This is a genomic window from Actinomycetota bacterium (assembly GCA_040757835.1).
GTDB lineage: Bacteria > Actinomycetota > Geothermincolia > Geothermincolales > RBG-13-55-18 > SURF-21.
The window spans coordinates 26,836-46,032 of the sequence record JBFLWJ010000001.1; the positions used below are offsets into that span (position 1 = coordinate 26,836).

Consider the following 19,197-nt stretch of genomic DNA (forward strand, 5'->3'; position numbering starts at 1 on the left):
GCCTCGTCGAGTATCGTCTCCTCGCCCGAGACCACCACCACGCCGGTGATCACGGTCACGTGCTTGGTGTAGACGCCGGCCTCCAGGACCTCCTCGATGTCGTAGGTGCCCGGCGGGACGTCCGAGAAGGCGAACTTGCCGTCGGCACCGGTCACGGTGGTCGCGACCACCGTGTCGCCCTGCTTGAGGTTTACGGTCACGCCCTCGAAGCCGGGCTCGCCCTCGTCCAGCACGCCGTCCCCGTTCACATCGGTGTACTTGTAGCCGCTGATGGAGCCGTTCATGCAGTTGCCGAAGTCCACCCGTTTGTTACTGCCGCAGCAAAGCCAGACGAACTGCCAGGTGGAGGTGGTGTGGTAATGGCCGGGGGGCACCGTCGACTCGTCCAACCAGACCTTGTAGAGGCCAGGCTTGAGGTTCTTGAAGCAGTAGAAGCCGTTGGCATCCGTCCAGGCCTGCCGGAAGCCCAGCAGGGACCACAGCCATACCCTGACGCCCGGGATGCCTTCTTCCCCGCAGTCCATGGTCCCGTTCAGGTTCCTGTCGTGGAACTTGTAACCGCAGATGCTGCCGAGTTCGGCGTTCCCGAAGTCCACCCGTCTGTCGCTGCCGCAGCAAAGCCAGACGAACTGCCAGGTGGAGGTGGTGTGGTAATGGCCGGGGGGCACCGTCGACTCGTCCAACCAGACCTTGTAGAAACCTGGCTTTAGACCCTCGAAGCTGAAGTAGCCGTTGGCGTCGGTCCAGGCCTCCCGGATGCCGCACAGGGACCACAACCATACCCTGACGCCCGGGATACCTGTTTCACCGCGATCCATGATCCCGTCGCAGTCCTCATCCAGGAACTTGTAGCCGTCGATCCTGCCGTAAGGGGAGTTTACGAAGCTGACGACCTCGTTCTCTCCACTCTCGAGGCAGACTTCCTGCTCCCCGTCATTGGGGACTACGAAGTACCACTCCTCGGCCTGTTCCGGCGTGAGCACCTCTTTGACCAAGTACTTGCCGGGTTCGAGATCCGAGAACGAGAACTCGCCGTTCTCGTCGGTGGTCTCCTCGGCGACCTTCTTGCCGTCCTTCCACAGCTCGATGAGGATGCCGGCAACCGGTTTCCTGTCGCACCCGCTGATCTTGAAACCGCTGATGGAGCCCAGCTCGTAGTTGAGGAAGTACTCTCCCTCTGCCTCGTCGAGTATCGTCTCCTCGCCCGAGACCACCACCACGCCGGTGATCACGGTCACGTGCTTGGTGTAGACGCCGGCCTCCAGGACCTCCTCGATGTCGTAGGTGCCCGGCGGGACGTCCGAGAAGGCGAACTTGCCGTCGGCACCGGTCACGGTGGTCGCGACCACCGTGTCGCCCTGCTTGAGGTTTACGGTCACGCCCTCGAAGCCGGGCTCGCCCTCGTCCAGCACGCCGTCCCCGTTCACATCGGTGTACTTGTAGCCGCTGATGGAGCCCGTGCAACGGGCGTTGACGAAATCCGCGGTCGCGCACTGGGGCGGGCACTGCGGAGGCCAGCAGAGGATGCCCGTGCTGCTCACGTTGTTACTGGTACAGAGGTATACGATCTTCTCCCCGTTCTCGGGATCCACCGCGCACCAGCCGGGTTCCAGCACTTCCTTCACGAGGTAATCGCCTGGCGGAAGGTTCTCGAAACAGTACTTTCCGTCCGCCCCGGTCGTGGTCGTGCGGAGAGGAATACCACCGGTGTCGTTCAGGGCGTACAGCTCGATGGTGACCCCCGCCACCACGACGTCGCCTTTACGATCCCCGTCGACATCTTCCCACTTTGTGCCGCAGATCTTCCCGCAACAACGGGCGTTCACGAAATCCGCGGTCGCCTGTGGTTGAGGTGGCGGACAGCACGAGACCCCAAGGCCTGTGCTGTTGCTGGTCCCCAGATGCACGATCTGCTCGCCACTGGCGGGGTTCACCGCGTACCATCCGGAGCCCAGCACTTCCTTCACCAGGTAGTCGCCGAGGGGGAGGTCGTTGAAGCAGTATTTCCCGTCCGTACCGGTCGTGGTGGTCCTTAGAGGGACGCCGCTGGTGTCGTCCAGGGCGTACAGCTCGATGGTGACCCCCGCCACCACGACATCGCCGTCGCCGTCATGATCGCGGTCCTTCCACTTGGTGCCGCAGATGGAGCCGGTTACGGGGCAGTTGAAGCAGAAGGTCACATGGCTGATCTCGTGTGTGTCATCCGGGTCGGGGCTTTTCGTGTTGAAAGGCGCATAGAGCCCGGAGTCGCCGTATGAAGCACCATAGTAGAAGACGTTGGCACCGTCTCCGCCCTTCACGATGACACAGCCCACCGAGTATACAGACGACCAGTTGAAGATATAGCCGTCGCTCCCCGAGATGGTGATGACATTGCCTTCATCGGTCGTGTAGGTGCCGTTCGGGGCGGCACCCTCGACCTTGTAGGCGTATTTGGCGGTACAGCCGGCCTCTTTGCATTCGTATTCCGCGTTGCCCGACTGCCAGGGATCGAAAAGCACTGGGGTCACGCTGGTCCTCTGGGGCGGTTCGGAAACGATCACTGCCAGGGTCAGAGCCGCTGGTTCCTTTGCCGTTTCCGGCACTTCCGCCGGACTCTCTTCTGCGGGGGCGGGCGCCGGATCCATAGCCTCCCCGGATTTCTCGGGGTCCTTCTGCGGGGACTCTTCTGGAACCGCTTCTTCCTCCTCCGCCGGCTTGGTCCATTTCCCATCCTCAGATGCGGGATGGCCACTGCCGGGCTTCTCTTTCTCGACCGCCGGGGCAGCCGAGATAAACCCAGACGTAAGCGACAATAGCAGCAAGGCTACGGTGGCGAGGAGCGCGATCCATCTTTTGAGGTCTTTCAACATCTCACCTCCCTATCCGTTCCTATCCTCCTTCTGGTGCGGGAGCGGTGCTTCCCCGAGTCTGCTCGGCGGAGAAGCGCTTTCTCCTGCCAGGCACGACCGGCAAGAGAGTGCGAGATGGGGAATAGTCGAGAGGTCCCAGCCTTTAAGCAAGGGCGTGCGGTCTCCATAATATCTACGCCTTGTTGTGTCCTGGCCGCAACCGGGAAAACTGCCCATTTTCCTGTCCCAGGCCCTCTTGCCCTCTCGCCCTATCCTCCCTGTTCTCTTGTCTGCCGTACCCTATGTATGAAACCCCGATCGCAGGTCCGATCGGGCCGGTTTCACAGTTGGCTCCCGTAGCCCTGGCGACCGTATCAAGACGACTATTCACAGCGTCCTTTTGCCGCAACATAGAAAACCCGACCACCGTAATGATCGGGCCGGTTTCACCATTTACTCCCCGCGCCCCAGGTGACCAGGTCAAGAACGCGGATCGCAGTTTCCCTCATATGTATAATCTATGTGCAAGCGACTAAATTATACCAGTCTTGTCACGGGACATTCAACCAGTATCCATACATAGTTGTATGCTTACAGTATTCCCCCTGTATATTTCTTAAACCGCACATCGGCGGCGCTGGTGATCTGGACCGGGAGAAAGAGTTATGGGGTACAGGCCCGCGAGCGCCGCCGGCGGCCGGCTTTAACCTCGCTCTTCCCTGCGCCGGGACCCCGGACTCCTGCGCCTGACGTCAATCATAGAAGGGCCCGCACAGTCCGTATATGCTCAAGATACAACTAAATAGAGGAATCAAAGATAATATATTAGATAAGTCTAAGAGGAAGCGATGATGAACGTTTAGACAGGTGGTCACTTAGAACGTTTGGAGCCAATAGTGAAACCGGCCTCTTTTCCCATAGTAAAGAGGCCGTTTTATATGCGGCGGAAATATGAGGAGGGATCAAGATGAGCGAGAAGGTAAGATTGATAGTAAGCGTGATGCTGGTAGTGGCCATCGCGCTGCTGCTTGCTTTCCCCTTTGTTCCGGCCATCGCCTCCGATGCGGGAGCCTCCGGCAAGAAGGCTTCGACCTCGGGGTCGATAGTCGTTGAGGAGAAGGCGGCGGGTGCGGAGAAGAAAGCTGCTGCTGCAGAAGTGGAGGCGGCCGTCCGGGAGGAGGCCGCTCTTGTGGACGAGAAGGTCGTACCGGAAGAAGCTGCCGCCGTCCAGGCGGGATTCGAGGCGGCCGGAGGATCGACCGAGCCCGAGGAGCCCTGGGAGGTAACGAGCCTCAACATATCCAAGGACGTTGACGTGGTGACCGAGTCCGCGCCGGAGATCAGCCTGGAGAAGACGGCGTCCGAGTCCTACATCGAGATGATGCTGGGAGCGGCGGAGCAGGTCACCTTCACCATCGAAGTTGACGCCGAGTTCTCGAACTCCTATTACATCGCCGGTAACATCTTCGTGCAGAACACCGGAGATTGGGCGGCGGACGTGATAGCGGTCTCGGATACCGTGTGGTACAAGGCCGGCGGACCCAACTGGCTGGCAGCGACATCAAACATCACCACCACTGTACCCATGGGCGATAACGCCATACCCACCGGAGGGCCGCACGTCTATTCATACTCGGGGACCTTCACCCTGCCGGTGCCGCTGGCCAGCGTGACCGCGATGAGCAACCTCATCGAGATCACCATCAGCAACAAGCCGGACCCGCCGAAGCCGGGCATGCAGGACTGGAAGTTCCATTACCGTGAGGACTTCGCCAAGCCGGTGGCTGGAGGATCCACTGAGGTCATGCTCGAGGATATCGAGACCATCGAACCCGCCAGCGGGCTCAGCTACGAGATCACCACGGTGACCATCAACGGCTCGGACGCCGGTTCCCTGACCGGGCCCTGGGCCCTGGACCTGGCCGAGGCTCCTTTCACCGTCGTCATCGAGAAAGACCTGACCGCCGAAGAGGCCGGGACCTACATCCTCAATAACAAGGCCAAGATCGGCGACCTCGAGGATGATGTGGACGTGGAGATCGTGGTGGAGGAGCCCGAGAAGGAATACGGCTCCATCACCGGTTACAAGTACGAGGACGTGAATATCAGCGGCGAGCTGGAGGAGGGCGAGAGCGGCTGGGCCGGCATCACTATCGAGCTGTGGCTGGGCGGCGTCAAGATAGACGAGACGGTCACCGATTCCGAGGGGATGTTCCACTTCGCGGACCTCGAGGCTGGAGATTACGAGGTCAAGGAAGTCCTCCCCGACGGGGTGGCCAACAGCGGCCCGCTGAGTATCGCGGTCTCCCTGGAAGAGGGCGAACACGTGGTGCTGGAGGAGTACTTCCTCAATTACCACATCCCGCAGAGGTACGCCGAGATCCACGGCTACAAGTACGTGGACCTGAACGCTGACGGCATCCTCGACGAGGGCGAGCCCGGCCTGGCCGGCGTGACCATCAAGCTGTACAGGCTGGAGTCCATGGACCCCGTGGCGGTCATCTCCATCCAGTTGACCAGCGCCGTATTGGTCGCTGAGACCATCACCGACGAGAACGGGTACTTCGAGTTCAAGGACCTGGTGCCCGGAGAGTACATGGTCGAAGAGGTGGTGCCGGAAGGCTACTATCCCACTTCGCAGAACCCCATATCCGGATGGCTGGCACCCGGGCAGGGAGTCGAGGTCTACTTCCTCAACGCCAGGATGGCGCGGATAACCGGTGAGAAGGTGGACGCCATCACCGGCGAGCCCATCGAGGGTGTCCAGTTCGTGCTGGAGGGCGGCGAGTTCTACGCGGAGGCCTTCTCCGATGAGAACGGGCTCTTCGACTTCGGCTTGCTGATGCCGGGCGAGTACCACCTCTACGAGGTAGTCCCCGAGGGCTGGGTCGCGGTTGGGGCGTCCGAGCACGAGATCACGCTGGAGAGCGGCGACGAAGAGCACCTCGTCTTCATAAACCAGGAACTCCTGGCCTCGGTGTCCGGGACCAAGTGGCTTGACCTCAACGCCAACGGCGCAGCTGACGAAGGCGAGGAAGGCCTCGCCGGCGTGGCCATCAACCTGCGCGACGCCGAGGGCGAGATCATCGCCACCACGCTGAGCGCGGCCGACGGCTCCTACTCCTTCACGGGCCTAAAGGCCGGCGGATATACCGTAGAGGAGATAGTGGGCGACGGGTACGTGGCGACCGCGCCGGTCTCGGTCTCCTTCGAACTCCAGGCAGGAGATGAGAAGGTGGTCGATTTCTTCAACAACGTGGTAGTTGCAGGCGAGGTCGTGAATCCTCCCGTACAGCCCGAGGCGCAGGAGACCTTGCCGGTGACCGGTTTCGAGATGAGCTACCTGCTTATCATAGTCGGTCTTCTGATCCTGGCAGGCGCTTTCATCGCTTCCTACGGACTGCTGAAGATGGCGCGTACGCGCTGATCGCTCCGCAGGAATGGGAGGGGGGCAATGCCCCCCTCCTTCGTCTTGTGCGTCGTTTAATACGAGAGAGTGATATCGGTGTGTACCGTCGGACCGGAAGGAATCCGCAGGTTGACCGGTATCATTCAGCCTACTGCAAGACCCGCCTTAATATCAGACCATGGAGCTGTTCAAGAGATACGGTGTCGTGATAATCATCGCCGTCCTGCTGATCGGGGCGGTTCTTTTCATGCTTCTGCGAGGTGGCGAGCCCAAGGCGGAACTTGAGCTTCCGGAGGGGGATACGGTGGAAGTGACCCCCCTTGACGAGATGCGCGTGCGTACCGCCGAGCCCGACCCGGTCATAGACCCGGCCACTTACACCCTCACGGTTAGCGGGCTGGTGGAGAAGCCGCTCTCCCTCACCTTCGACGACATCACGTCCATGCAGTCGGAGGAGAGGCTGGTCGAGCTTCCCTGCGTAGAGGGCTGGACCGAGACCGCCCTCTGGAAGGGAACGAGGCTGTCGCCGTTGCTGGAGCAGGCGGGCATGCTGGAGGAGGCCGAGACCGTGGTCTTCTCTTCTCCCGGCGGCTATACGACGTCCCTCTCCCTCGCGGACATTATGGAGACCGACCCCCTGCTGGCCTACGGGGCCAACGGGGAGATGCTCCCGCACGAGCAGGGATTCCCCTTGCGCCTGGTGGTGCCGGACCGCCTCGGTTACAAATGGATCAAGTGGGTCACCGCCATCGAGGTCATCTCCGGAGATTATGAGGGTTACTGGGAGAGCCGCGGCTATTCAAACGAGGCTGACGCCTCTGACCGCTGACCTCATATTCGAAACGGTGCTTTTCCAGGCTATACCCGGATCCTCCCTGCATCCCCGCGGTTATTGCATGAGCGTGGCTGGGCGGCTCGGCGGACGTGGTTTGAACCCCAGGGCATGGTTTATACTCTAATAACCGTAAGCCTTTCGTAATGTGCTCACGCGAAAGTAACGTCTGAAAGGAGCGGAAACATGAGGAAGACCATGGTGTTGCTGTTTATAATCGCCTGCCTTGCCTCGTTCGCGCTCTTCGCGGGCTGCGGCAATGAAGATAAGGCAGGCGGCGAGGGCGCCGGGTCGGAAGAGGTTACCGAGACGACGGAGACCGAGGAACAAGTCGAGATAACCGACGACGAGGGCAAGAAGATCACCGTGGAGGAGTCACAGGAGGAAGGCGAAGCCGACAAGGTCATCATCGAGGGCGAGGACGGGGAGCAGTCCACCATCGAGGTGCAGGACCAGGCGCCGAGCGAGGAGGCGTTGGGAGCACCCATCTACCCCGGTTCCCTGTACGTGGAGGGCTCCGGAGTGGCCGGTACGACCGACTCCGCCGGCCAGGAGGTTTCCATCTCGGGCGCCGAGTTCACCACCGGGGACGCCATCGACAAGGTCGTGGACTGGTACAAGGGCAAGCTGGGTACTCCTGCGATGCCATCACCTGAGAGCACGACCTGGATGCTCCAGACCGAGGACGGGGCCATAGTCACCGTGATCGTGGAGCTCTTCGAGGACAAGGTCAAGATCACCATCGCCAGGGTGACCGGCAGCGGCGTGGATCTGACCCCTTGAGACGCGCGGCGGAGGGAGGTAATACGGATGGACTTCGAGACCCTGAGGTTCGAGCTTGACGGCGGCATCGGCGTGCTCACCCTGAACCGGCCGGAGCGCCTGAACGCCATCAACGCCGTCATGCTGGACGAGTTGAACGTCTTCTGGAGAGAGATGCTGGAGAAGTACGACTGCAGGGTGATCGTGATGACTGGCGCCGGCGACCGCGGATTCTGCTCCGGGCTGGACCTCAAGGAGGCGGCCAACCTCCAGGGAGGTTTCGCGTCCGGGGGCATCACCGGCGATACCATCCAGAGCGGTCAGAAGAGGTTCTCCGATATCATCGAGATGATGCGCGCCTGCCCCCAACCGATCATCGCGGCGGTAAACGGTGCCGCCATGGGGGCGGGTATGAGCTTCGCCATGGCCGCGGACGTGCGCCTGGCCTCGGCGGCGGCGAAATACTGCGCCTCATACATAAACATCGGCACGGGTGGAGCCGACATGGGATCGAGCTATTTCCTGTGGCGCCTGGTGGGATGGGGCATGGCCGCGGAGATGCTCCTCACCGGGAGGGTGATAGAGATAGACGAGGCTTACCGCATAGGTCTGGCCAACCATGTTTACCCCCAGGAGGAGCTGCTGGACCGGGCCATGGAGATGGCCCAGAGGATGGCGGAAAAGCCCCCACTGGCCCTGCGCATGACCAAGGACGCCATCAACATCGGCCTCAACTCGGGAAACCTGCGCGATACGTTGCGCCTCGAGGACCGCAACCAGGTGCTGCTTATCGAATCGCTCTATATCGCCGGCGCGGCGCTGGCGGCAGCTCCTCCCGAGAGCCAGAAGAAAGACATCGCCAAGGAATGACCGTTTCCGGCTCAGAACTCCGAGGGGTGAGACTCTCACGGTCCGTTCGTCCGCCGCGTCCTCTTAGCCGTTTGTGCCAAGAGCATGGAATCTTGCGATGGCGCTTTCCTCCGTGGGCAGGAAGAATAACTGGTTGCCCTGGTTGCTTTCACGCAAGAAGCCCCTCAGGCTCGGGCTGGAGTAGACCTCAAAATCGCCGATGATGGCTACCTTGAAACGATAGTTCGTGAACTTACGCAATATCTCCCCGGCGAGCCCGGTTTTCAAGTCGAAAAAGCGCTCCGTTATCGCCGATTTGCTTATCACCATGGCATCGCAACCGTGCTCGTGAGCAACCGTCGCCATCAAGTCCAATGCATCGTCCACATCGGCGATCAATATGTCCGCGCTGTGTATTATCGCGATATGTGGGGTTCCATCCCTGTTGACGGAAACGTCCATGGCATCATCCCCCGCAGCGGTCCTCCATCGCTCAAGGCACATCCTACAATAATGGTGGCCGATGGAGGTTTCCAGCCCCGGTTCCCGGGGTGTCCATTGGAGGTTACGCAGTTCGATTTAGGGAATACTCAAATACATGTAGGCAAGGCGCTGTCGATAGGAGCAGGAGGGTGAGAGATGGGTGATTTCGACGCCGTGGTGATAGGGGCGGGGCTCGGGGGGCTCTCCGCGGCCGCCAACCTGGCGGTGGCGGGTAAGAAGGTGCTCCTGCTGGAGAAACACAGTGTTCCGGGCGGTTACGCGTCCACCTTCCGCAGGGGGCGCTTCGAGTTCGAGATATCCCTGCACGAGCTGTCCGGCCTGGGCCACGCGGACCGGCGCGGCCCGCTCTACCATAGCCTGGAGGAGATCGGGGTGGTCCAGAAGGTGGAGTTCCTGGATATCCCAGACTTTTACCGCAGCTGGTATCCTGACCTGGACATGGTCCTGCCCGCCGACCGTGAAGGCTACGACGGGGCGATGTGCGAGCATTTCCCGGCCGAGGCCGACGGCATCAAGAAGTTCACATCCCTCATGTTCGCCATCCTGGACGAGGTCTCCACCTTCTCCCAGGAGGCGATGATGAAAGACCCCTCGGCCTATGCCAACCTCATGACCTATGCCGGCGCCAACCTGGCCGACGTGCTGGGCGCAGAGATAAAGGACGAGAAAGCCCGGGCGGTCATAGCCCAGCTCTGGGGCTATTACGGCCTTCCGCCCTCGAAGCTCTCTTTTCTGCTCTTCGCCATCGCCAATGCCACCTATCTCAAGTACGGGCCGGTACATATCAAGGGCAAGAGCCAGGCCCTCTCCCAGGCCTTCGTGGAGACGATCATGGAGAACGGCGGGGAGGTGTGGCTGAACAACGGTGCCTCCCGCGTGCTCGTCGAGGGCGGTGCGGTAAGGGGGGTAGTCGCCCAGGACGGCACGGAGATATCCGCCCCCTACGTGGTGAGCAACGCCAGCCCCATCTCCACCTGCATCGACCTCGTCGGGCGCGAACACATCCCCTCCTGGTACCTGAAGCGGCTGGGTTGGGGAAAGGTCGGCAACTCCCTCTTCTCGGTCTTCCTGGGCCTGGACTGCCCGGTATCGGAGCTGGGCCTGGAGAACCACGAGACCATGGTCAATATGGACTACGATTTCGAGGCCCACTACGACGTGGCCAGGCGCAACGCCGTCTTCGAGCCCACCGGCTGCGCCATCGCGCCCTACAACATCGTGGACCCGGAGTTCTCTCCGCCGGGGACCTCGGTCATCTCGTTGACCACCATGGGCTACGGCGACGTTTGGCTGGAGCTCTCGCCACAGGAGTACGTGGATGCCAAGAACACCCTGGCCGGGAGGCTCATCGACATCGCGGACCGGGTGGCCCCCGGGCTTAAGGGACACATCGAGGTGGTGGAGGTGGCCACCCCCCTCACCCACATGCGCTACACCGGCAACGCCTTTGGGGCGGTGTACGGATACGAGAACTCGCCCGTGGAAGGGACGGTGCTGCGCCTTCCCAACCGCGGTCCACTGCCCGGCCTCTACCTCGCGGGCGCCTGGGTGCGCGTAGGCGGAGGCTTCCAGCCCTGCATCGATTCGGGGCGCACGGCGGCGGAAAACGTGCTGGAGGACATGGAGAGGGGGGGCATGGAGGTGACGGCCATAGACGGCCTCAAGACCTTCTGCGAGAACCAGGCCGCGGAGGCCCCGGAGATAGAGGTGGAGGCGCAGGCGGTGGAGAGGTCAATGGCCGGTCTTCACCCGCGGCGGCTTGCCCTCAAGGTGTCCGGGATCTTGGAGGAGACGGAGAGCACAAAGACCCTGCGCCTGGTTCCCACAGGCGGCGTCCTGCCGCTCTTCCGCGCCGGGCAGTACATAAACCTCTTCTTGGAGTTGGACGGGGTGAAGACCTCGCGACCTTACAGCATCGCATCGGCGCCGGGCAGGCCGCACTACGACATCACCGTCCGCCGCAAGGAGGGCGGGTTCGTGTCCGCGTATCTCCTGGACCAGGTAAGAGAGGGCGACGTGCTGGAATCCACGGGGCCTTCCGGGAATTTCTACCACGAACCCCTAACCGACGGCTCGGACCTCGTCTTCCTGGCCGGCGGCAGCGGCATCACCCCTTTTGCCTCCATCATGCGCGAGGTGGCTGAGAAAGGCCTCCCGCTCCACGTGCATCTGCTTTACGGCTCCCGTTATCCGGACGACATCATATTCCGCAAGGAGCTGGCCCAACTGGGAGCGGAGAACGACAACATCGACGTGGACTTCATCATCTCCGAGCCGGGAGAGGACTGGGGAGGGCTCTGCGGTTTCATCGACGCGGACATGATCTCGAACGTCCTGGGCACGGTGGAAGGGAAGACGTTCTATATCTGCGGGCCGGCCGAGATGTATCCCTTCTGTGAGGGCGCCCTGGCGATGCTCGGCGTGTCGGCCTTGCGCGTGAAGAAGGAAGCATATGGTCCTCCCGACGACGTGACCCGGGAGGAGGGTTGGCCGGGCATCGATCCAAACGCCGTGTTCGAAGTGGTGGAGGAGCGCAGCGGCACCGCCTTCAGGGCGCGCGCCGGCGAACCGCTGATGAACTCCATGGAGCGCGCGGGGCTGGTGGTGGAAGCGGTGTGCCGCTCCGGGGAGTGTACCGTCTGCCGTACCCGCCTGGAAGCGGGGGAGGTGTTCGCCCCGGCGAGAGTGCTGACGCGCTGGGCAGACGAGCACTTCGGCTACATCCACCCCTGCATGAGCTATCCCGTCTCGGACCTGCGCATCAGGTTGTGACGTAACGGTGGCCGCTGCCTGTGGCCCGGTAAGGGAAGGAGGCCCTTAATGGACTGCAAAGCCGAGCGAAACGCCGTGATAACCGGCGCAGCCACCGGCCTCGGCAGGTCTATCGCCCTGGCCCTGGCACGGCGGGGATGGAGGATCGGCCTGGTGGATATCGAGGTGGAGGAGGCGGAGAGGACCCTGCGCGAGGTCGAAGAGTCCGGCGGTGGCGGGGAGGTATACCGCTGCGACGTGAGGCGATACGAGGAAGTGCAGGCCGTGGCGGAGCACTTCTTCACGGCCTGGGACCGTGTGGACCTGCTGGTGAACAACGCCGGGGTCTACGGCACCGCGTGCGCGGAAGACGCCTCCATGGAGGAGTGGGAATTGATCATCGACACCGATCTCTGGGGGGTGATCTACTGCTGTCATGCTTTCATACCGCGCATGAAGCGCCAGGGAGGTGGCCATATCGTGAACATCGCCTCCGCGGCGGGCATCGTCTGCGCCCCGGAGACGGCCCCGTACAGCGTGGCCAAGGCTGGGGTCATCTCTCTCTCCGAGGCGCTCAAGGCCGAGCTGGCCCCTTCCGGCATAGGGGTGACGGTGGTCTGCCCGCTCTTCTTCCAGAGCCACCTCTTCTCCGCCATGACCGCCTCGGACAGCACCGTCCTCAAGGACATATCGCTGACCGCGGCCGCGAACGCGCGCGTGACCACCGACGATATCGCGGCGATGATCGTGAAAGCCGTGGAGAAGAACCGCCTCTACGTGCTGCCCCAGCTCTCCGCCCGCCTATTCTGGTGGTTCAAGAGGCTGATGCCCGCGGCCTTTTACGGCCAGACCGCTTACCTTTACAAGCACGGCCTGGTAAAGCCGGTGTTCACGCAACTGGCGAAACGGGGTTTGCTGTGAGTGAGTTTGAACGCGGGGGATGATAAAATATCTGACCGGCGGTGATTAACCGGATCTGGAACGAGGAGGTTGGGGGAAAGTGACGAGGAGAAGATCGCATGAGGACCCTGGACCGGAACGGAAAGCGGGAGCCGGTTCAGGCGGACAGGCATCCACTGGGGCCCCCATGATCGATGTCCGGAGCGAGGAAGTCGATGAGCAGGCGAAAGCGAACTACGGGAAGCTCGTCGGCGAGGTGAGGAACTGGGCCGAATACGGGGGAGACGATCCCCGCTTCGCAGGGGTCGCGGTCTATCTCCCCGAGGGGGCGCATAACGTCATCCAGGCGGGCAAGCACACCGAGTTCAAGGACGCCGATGGCAATACGCTGAACAATTCGCCAGACCTGGTCGGCCAGGAGAAATGGGTCATCCTCTTTCCGCAGGAGACCGGGGAGATCGCCCGCCGGGGGTTCTACGGGACCCTCCAGGTATTGCCGGCCCTCCAGAACCAGATAGTGGCGGAGATATCATCCCGCGAGGGAGTGTCCGGTGGGGGGCGGGAGAACGAGGGCGGCTGTTCCTTCGACGGCCACGGCGGCGGGGACGAAGCTGCCGTCGCACTATTGATGGAGGCGGTGGGAAAGGCCGGGTCGAAATACGGCTACCGCTATGGCGAGAACATGTTCCTGGGAGTGGACAACGCGGCCGACTCGGACTCCATGTTCGACCCGGAGACCCGCTCCTATACCTGGCAGGGGCGCAAGATGAGCGGCTCGGAACTTGTGGACAGGTATGTCGAGCTCTTCTACCTGTGGAAGTATCAGATCGCCTTCGAGGACCCCTTCGCGGCTCCCGAGAGCCAGTGGGTGTACTGGCAGGAGCTGACCGCGAAGCTGGGGGACAGGTTGTTGATCATCGGGGACGACAGCCTGGTCACCAACCCGGGTATAGCGTATAAGGCACTGCAACAGGGTGTATGCAACGCGGGGCTGGTGAAGTTGAACCAGGTTGGCAGTTTTTCCCAGGCATGGATATACATGGAGTTATTCCACAGCGCCGGATTGAACACTGTCATCTCACACCGTTCCACCCAGCCCGATACCCTGCCCGATCCCCTCGAGGTCACCGCTGCCCTCGCCGCTTCCTACCGGCCCCGGGGCCGTGTGGTCCTGGCCAAGCTGGGCGGGGCATTCCTGTCCAACCGCGCCGGCCTCTATTACTACATGCAGAAATCCGCCGAGGACTGGAAGAGCGGCGTGGCCATCACCCCGGGCGTGGGCCCGGATGTGACCATCCAATCTATCACAGCCTTCCCTTCCCCCTTGGGGGCAGGGAAGTACGGCCTCATGACCTCGATGCGGCTCTCCAACGGCGTGGAGGTGGTCTCGCCTATCCCGGGAGGTATGTCACGTGGCGAGAGCGAGACCATCCTCATGGGACCGGAGGAAGGCATCCCCATCGTCAATGAGATCGTGGAGGAGCTGGGGCTTATCGGGCTGCCCCTCGGGGCCGTCGGCAACGTGTTCGAGATCGAGCGCATGATAATGGCCATGGACATCGAAAAGGCCAGGGACAAAGGGGTCCTCCAGCCTTTTGCGGAGGCGGAGTGGGACAGCTACGAGGAAGAGGCCTCTTTCAAACGCATGGTTGGCGGTGACGTCACCCTCACGCTGGGGCAGCTCCTCGTAAAAGCCGTGGCCCTGCGCGACGGATTGCCGCCCTGGCTGGTCTACCGCAATTTCGGGCTGGACCTCAACGAGAGGATAAAGCTGAGTTACGAGAACTATCCAGAGGCACGCAGGCTCTTCTACGAACCCATCTTCACTGGCCAGGTGGGCGAAGGCGCCTTCAACGGGGTCAGCCCCTAACAAGGAAGATGGGGTCAGCCCCTGACATGTGACAATTTCAGCAAAGGCAAACCTTAGATTATTTCGGCTATCAGAAAATGTCACATGTCAGGGGCTGACCCCATCTTCCCCATCTCCTTGCTGCGCCGTATAGCTATGTTCAATGCGGATGAATAGTTTACAATACATTTGTCTACGGCTGGGTGGTTCACATCAAAAAGGCAACAGGTTCAACGTTATGTCGGTGAGGTCTCCGCGGTTCCAGCTGCACGTGATGCCGCGGGCAAGGCATGAAGGGGGAACAGCATGGGCGTCAAGGGATTGAGCGATAGGGGCAGACAGCTGCTCCTGGACTTCCCGCCCCTAGCGGCGCTGCGCGAGCACGACCGAAAGGGCATCGACGAGATCATCGGGCTGGTAGAAGGTTGCGCCGCTTACAAAAGGGATGTGGCGCTACCCATGGCCCTCGACATCGACGAACAAATGGAGAAGGAGCCAGAGTATTTCAACTGGGACATGATGCGGGAGGCCTGCAAATACAACATATTCTCACTGGCCATCCCCAAGGCGGTGGGAGGACTGGCGGACAAGTACATGATCAGCGGCATGGCCCTGGCGGTGGAGGAACTCTGTTCCGCCTGCGGCGGCATCGGGCTGGCCCTGGCGGCGCACTCGCTCGGCGTGGCCCCGGTCATCGCCTCCGGCGCCATGGCCCACTGGGACACCGTCCTTCACGAGATCGTCGAGGAGGAGAAGAGGGGCAACCCGGTGCTCATGGCCTACGGCATCACCGAACCCTCGGCCGGGACGGACGTGGAGGAGCCGGAATTCCTGGAAGTGGGCAAGATCGGTATGGAGGCCAAGAAGACCAAGGGCGGCTACGTACTAAACGGCCGGAAGTGCTTCATCTCCGGCGGCAGCGAGGCGAAGTATTTCACCGTCACCGCGGCCACGGACCGCAGCCGCCCCCTGGAGACCTGGACCACTTTCCTGGTGGAGCGGGACATGGAGGGTTTCTCGACCCCCCGGGTAGAGCTCAAGATGGGGCAGCGCGCCTGCCACGCGGCGGAGCTGCTCTTCGAGGACGTGTTCGTGCCCGACTCGCACGTGCTGGGATACGAGGGCGACGGCATGGCCAACGGTATTCTCATCATCATGGCCGCATCGAGGGGGCCGGTGGGCGCCATCGCCAACGGCATCGCGCGCGGTGCCTACGAGCACTTCCTGGCCTGGACCAGGGAGAGGCGCAACGGCAAGCGGCCCATAGACGAGGACCGCATCCGCATGAGCCTGGCGGATATGCTGGGGATTATCCAGGAGAACCGAGGCCTCTACATCAACCACAGCCTGGTGGGAGACGCCGTCTTCCGCAGCGCCTTCACCCACCCGATATTCCTCTCCGCCTTCCTCATCCCCAGGTCTATCCGCGCCTCCAAGCCGTACGCCGCCCTGCTCAACTCCTATTACGGCAAGGCCTTCGTGAATATCCTCTTCCGTTATTTCATCAAGGACGATGAGGTCACAGACATGCTCGCCAAAGCCTCCCTCGCCAAGTTCAATTGCGCGGACAACGCCATGGAGCTGACCTCGCGGGCCCTGGAACTCATGGGCACCGATGACAGCGTGGAGAGGCGTTGGGTGGAGAAGGCGTTCCGCGACGCCAAGCTCACCCAGATCTACGAAGGCACAAACCAGTTGAACCGGCTGGTCGTCTACAATACCGAGATCGCCAGGACGCTGAAGGTGGAAGTCCCCGGGCCGTTCAAGAAAGGGGTGAGCTAGATGATAAAACTCCCCGAGTTCTCTGAAGACCAGGAATACAGGATACTGCGCGAGACAGCCGCGGCCTACGCCGCGAAGGAACTCGGCCCGCAGGCGGAGCAGCTCGACCTGGACCCTGCCCGGTGGCGGATAAAGGAGGCCATCGCCAAGGCAGAGGACCTGGGTATGCTGGCGGCCCTCATCCCGGAGGACTACGGCGGCGGTGGCCTGGACGACTACGCTTTCTGCGTCGCCCTGGAGGAGATAGCGGTGGAGGAGGCGGGGATAGCGGCGGTCCTGCTGGCGCACAACGCCGCCCTGCTGCCCGCGGCCATGGGGGAGTTCAAGGCGCTGATCACCGGCGTCGGCCCCGACGCCTTTCCGGTCTGCCTCGCTTTTCCGGGCGAGGTCTCTTTCGCCGATGGAAAGGTCAAGGGGCGGGTGCCCTTCGCCCTCAACGCCCAGGAGTGTTCCCTCATCACCCTCCTGCCCGGGGGCGGGGGAGGGACCCAGGCGTTGACGGTGCGCGGCGACGCCGCCGGCGTGGAGATAAACGCGGAACCCTATCAGATGGGCCTGAGGGCGGCACGCGCCGGTTCCATACGCCTCGAGGATGCCGAGGCCTCGAACGTCATCTCGGGAGGAGATATGGCGGGAGAGGTGCAGCGCGTGCTCATGCTGGGGCTCGCGTCCATCGCCACGGGCATTTCCCGAAACGCGCTGCAGAAGGCTTACGCCTATGCGCGCGAGAGGTATCAGGGCGGGAAGATGATCATAGAGCACCAGCAGATGCGCATCTTCCTGGCTGAGATGCTGGCGGCGGTGGAGCAGGGGAGGGCCCTGGTAAAGAAGGCCTGCGAGGACGGGGGGCTCGCGCCCGCCATGGTCGCCTGGCTGCGGGCCACTGAACGCGCCTGCAAATCCGCCACGGACGGGGTGCAGGTCCACGGCGGCTACGGGTATATGCGGGACTACGGGATGGAGCGCCTGATGCGCGATGCCAAGTACTGCCAGATGTATCCCATGACCAGCCAGGAGGCCCTGCTGCGCCTCCTCGAGATCTCCGAGACAGGGTGACACCGTGATTGAGGGCGCTTCGGATACCATGGTATCATACCAGGGTATGTAAGCTATCGGCAGGCTGGCCGCCAGCGCACGGAACGGCGTGAGCGGTTGCCTTCGGCGCGGGTGATCTACAAAGGAGGCAGGGATGGAGGACGTATATATCATCGGCGTGGGCATGTTGCGCTTCGGCAAATACCCCGAGAAGAGCATCAAGCAGCTGACCGCGGAGGTCGTCGAGAACCTGCTCGCGGACTGCCCGGTGCAGAAGAAGGACATCGAAGCGGCCTGGTTCTCCAACTCCTTCTGGGGCATCGTGACCGGCCAGCACAGTATCAGGGGCCAGGTGGCACTGGTCCCCCTGGGCATCGAGGGCATCCCCACCATGAACGTGGAGAACGCCTGCGCCGGGGCCACCAGCGCGGTCAATGGCGCCTATCTCGGCATCAAGGCGGGGGCCTACGACGTGGCGCTGGCCATCGGGGTGGAGAAGATGTTCAACCCCGACAATAAACAGGCCATGTTCGAGATGTTCATGTCCAACGCCGACGTGGAGTTCATCAGGGTGGTCCTGGATGCGTTCCAGGCGGACGAGAAGAAGAAGGCGGCCGAGGTCGAGGCCTCCGGGGGCGGCAAGAAAGGCGGCGGCGAGGGCGCCCGCTCCCCCTTCATGGACCTGTATGCCGCGGCGGCGCGCATGCACATGGAGAGGTACGGCACCACCCAGGAGCAGCTGGCCATCATCGCCGCCAAGAACCACCACCACGCCTCCCTCAACCCCCTGGCCCAGTACCAGATGGACATGACGGTGGAGGAGGTCCTGAACGACCGGCCGGTGGCTTACCCTCTCACCCGGGCCATGTGCGCGCCCATGGGCGACGGGGCCACGGCGGCGATACTCTGTTCGGGAAAAGCGCTGAAGCGTTTCTCCGGCGCCCGCCCGGTGAAGATACTGGCCTCGGTGCTCACCGGCGGGATGCTGCCCGCTGGCGGAGAGACGGACCTCATCGGCACGCGGCTGAGCAAGAAGGCCTACGAGGTGGCCGGGCTGGGCCCCGAGGACATCGACGTGGCCGAGGTGCACGACGCCACCGCCTTCGGCGAGCTGCTGCAGTGTGAGGAGCTCGGTTTCTGCGGCGAGGGCGAGGGCGGCCCCTTCGCGGAGTCCGGAGCGACCAAAGTCGGCGGCAAGCTGCCGGTGAACACCAGCGGCGGCCTGGAGTGCCGTGGCCACCCCATCGGGGCCTCGGGCATCGCCCAGATAGTAGAGCTGGTCACACAGCTGCGCGGCGAGGCCGGCAAGCGCCAGGTGGAGGGGGCCAGGATCGCCATGTCCGAGAACGGCGGCGGTTTCGTCGGCACCGGCGAGGCGGCCATGTGTTTGCATATACTGGAACGCATGGGTTGAAAAGGCACCATATGCTTTGGTGGCCCGAGCCCGGGGGTGACGGTCTTCGCTCCGCACTCGCAGGCTGCATGGAGAGCATGACCGTCGGGCAACGCTGCAGCATGGCCCTTCTATCGGATTTACTGTTCGCGAAGGTCGCTTCAGACCAACCCCCGGTTCTCGGGCTGATGGCAGATCAGGTAGAGGATTTACAGCAACCCGTGGTCCCAGGTGGGGGTTTTCAACGGGCGACGCGCGAGCGCAGCAAGCTATCCATCGCTTAGATACGCACATTTGTGG

At 62.4% G+C, this 19,197-nt stretch carries 12 protein-coding genes and 2 riboswitches; of the genes, 10 read left to right on the top strand and 2 right to left on the bottom strand.

Annotated elements, in window-relative coordinates:
* Window positions 1-2,849, bottom strand: a 2,849-nt coding sequence (locus tag AB1384_00165) for an SdrD B-like domain-containing protein (protein ID MEW6552684.1), incomplete at its 3' end; no start/stop codon positions are given.
* Window positions 2,850-3,260: 411 nt separating this feature from the next.
* Window positions 3,261-3,342: riboswitch (cyclic di-GMP riboswitch) on the bottom strand.
* 321 nt (window positions 3,343-3,663) lie between these two features.
* Window positions 3,664-3,748: riboswitch (cyclic di-GMP riboswitch) on the top strand.
* Between the two features lie 50 nt (window positions 3,749-3,798).
* On the opposite strand from AB1384_00165, the gene AB1384_00170 reads away from it, so the two are divergent.
* The 4 genes from AB1384_00170 (at window position 3,799) to AB1384_00185 (ending at window position 8,704) form a co-directional block, all read left to right on the top strand.
* Complete coding sequence (locus AB1384_00170) at window positions 3,799-6,258, top strand: SdrD B-like domain-containing protein (GenBank protein MEW6552685.1); 2,460 nt, start codon at window positions 3,799-3,801, stop codon at window positions 6,256-6,258.
* A 160-nt stretch (window positions 6,259-6,418) separates the two neighbouring features.
* Window positions 6,419-7,069: a molybdopterin-dependent oxidoreductase gene (locus tag AB1384_00175; protein ID MEW6552686.1), complete on the top strand. Its 651-nt coding sequence runs from the start codon at window positions 6,419-6,421 to the stop codon at window positions 7,067-7,069.
* 189 nt (window positions 7,070-7,258) lie between these two features.
* Window positions 7,259-7,855, top strand: coding sequence for a hypothetical protein (locus AB1384_00180; protein MEW6552687.1), 597 nt, complete (start codon window positions 7,259-7,261; stop codon window positions 7,853-7,855).
* Between the two features lie 27 nt (window positions 7,856-7,882).
* Entirely contained in the window at window positions 7,883-8,704 is an 822-nt protein-coding gene (locus AB1384_00185) for an enoyl-CoA hydratase/isomerase family protein (GenBank protein MEW6552688.1), read from the top strand.
* Between the two features lie 63 nt (window positions 8,705-8,767).
* Here AB1384_00185 and AB1384_00190 read toward each other — a convergent pair whose 3' ends face one another.
* The gene (locus tag AB1384_00190) at window positions 8,768-9,145 is read right to left on the bottom strand and encodes a DUF4180 domain-containing protein (protein ID MEW6552689.1); all 378 of its coding nucleotides are present in this window, start codon (window positions 9,143-9,145) and stop codon (window positions 8,768-8,770) included.
* 177 nt (window positions 9,146-9,322) lie between these two features.
* On the opposite strand from AB1384_00190, the gene AB1384_00195 reads away from it, so the two are divergent.
* The 6 genes from AB1384_00195 (at window position 9,323) to AB1384_00220 (ending at window position 18,918) form a co-directional block, all read left to right on the top strand.
* The gene (locus AB1384_00195; GenBank protein MEW6552690.1) at window positions 9,323-11,959 is read left to right on the top strand and encodes an FAD-dependent oxidoreductase; all 2,637 of its coding nucleotides are present in this window, start codon (window positions 9,323-9,325) and stop codon (window positions 11,957-11,959) included.
* A 48-nt stretch (window positions 11,960-12,007) separates the two neighbouring features.
* Complete coding sequence (locus tag AB1384_00200; protein ID MEW6552691.1) at window positions 12,008-12,859, top strand: SDR family NAD(P)-dependent oxidoreductase; 852 nt, start codon at window positions 12,008-12,010, stop codon at window positions 12,857-12,859.
* A gap of 166 nt (window positions 12,860-13,025) precedes the next feature.
* On the top strand, window positions 13,026-14,708 hold the full coding sequence (locus AB1384_00205) for a hypothetical protein (GenBank protein MEW6552692.1): 1,683 nt from the start codon (window positions 13,026-13,028) through the stop codon (window positions 14,706-14,708).
* A 285-nt stretch (window positions 14,709-14,993) separates the two neighbouring features.
* Window positions 14,994-16,469 carry an acyl-CoA dehydrogenase family protein gene (locus tag AB1384_00210; protein MEW6552693.1) on the top strand — a complete coding sequence of 492 codons (1,476 nt, stop codon included), beginning with the start codon at window positions 14,994-14,996 and terminating at the stop codon, window positions 16,467-16,469.
* The gene (locus AB1384_00215) at window positions 16,470-17,525 is read left to right on the top strand and encodes an acyl-CoA dehydrogenase family protein (GenBank protein ID MEW6552694.1); all 1,056 of its coding nucleotides are present in this window, start codon (window positions 16,470-16,472) and stop codon (window positions 17,523-17,525) included.
* A 133-nt stretch (window positions 17,526-17,658) separates the two neighbouring features.
* Complete coding sequence (locus AB1384_00220; protein MEW6552695.1) at window positions 17,659-18,918, top strand: thiolase family protein; 1,260 nt, start codon at window positions 17,659-17,661, stop codon at window positions 18,916-18,918.
* Window positions 18,919-19,197: the final 279 nt, after the last annotated feature.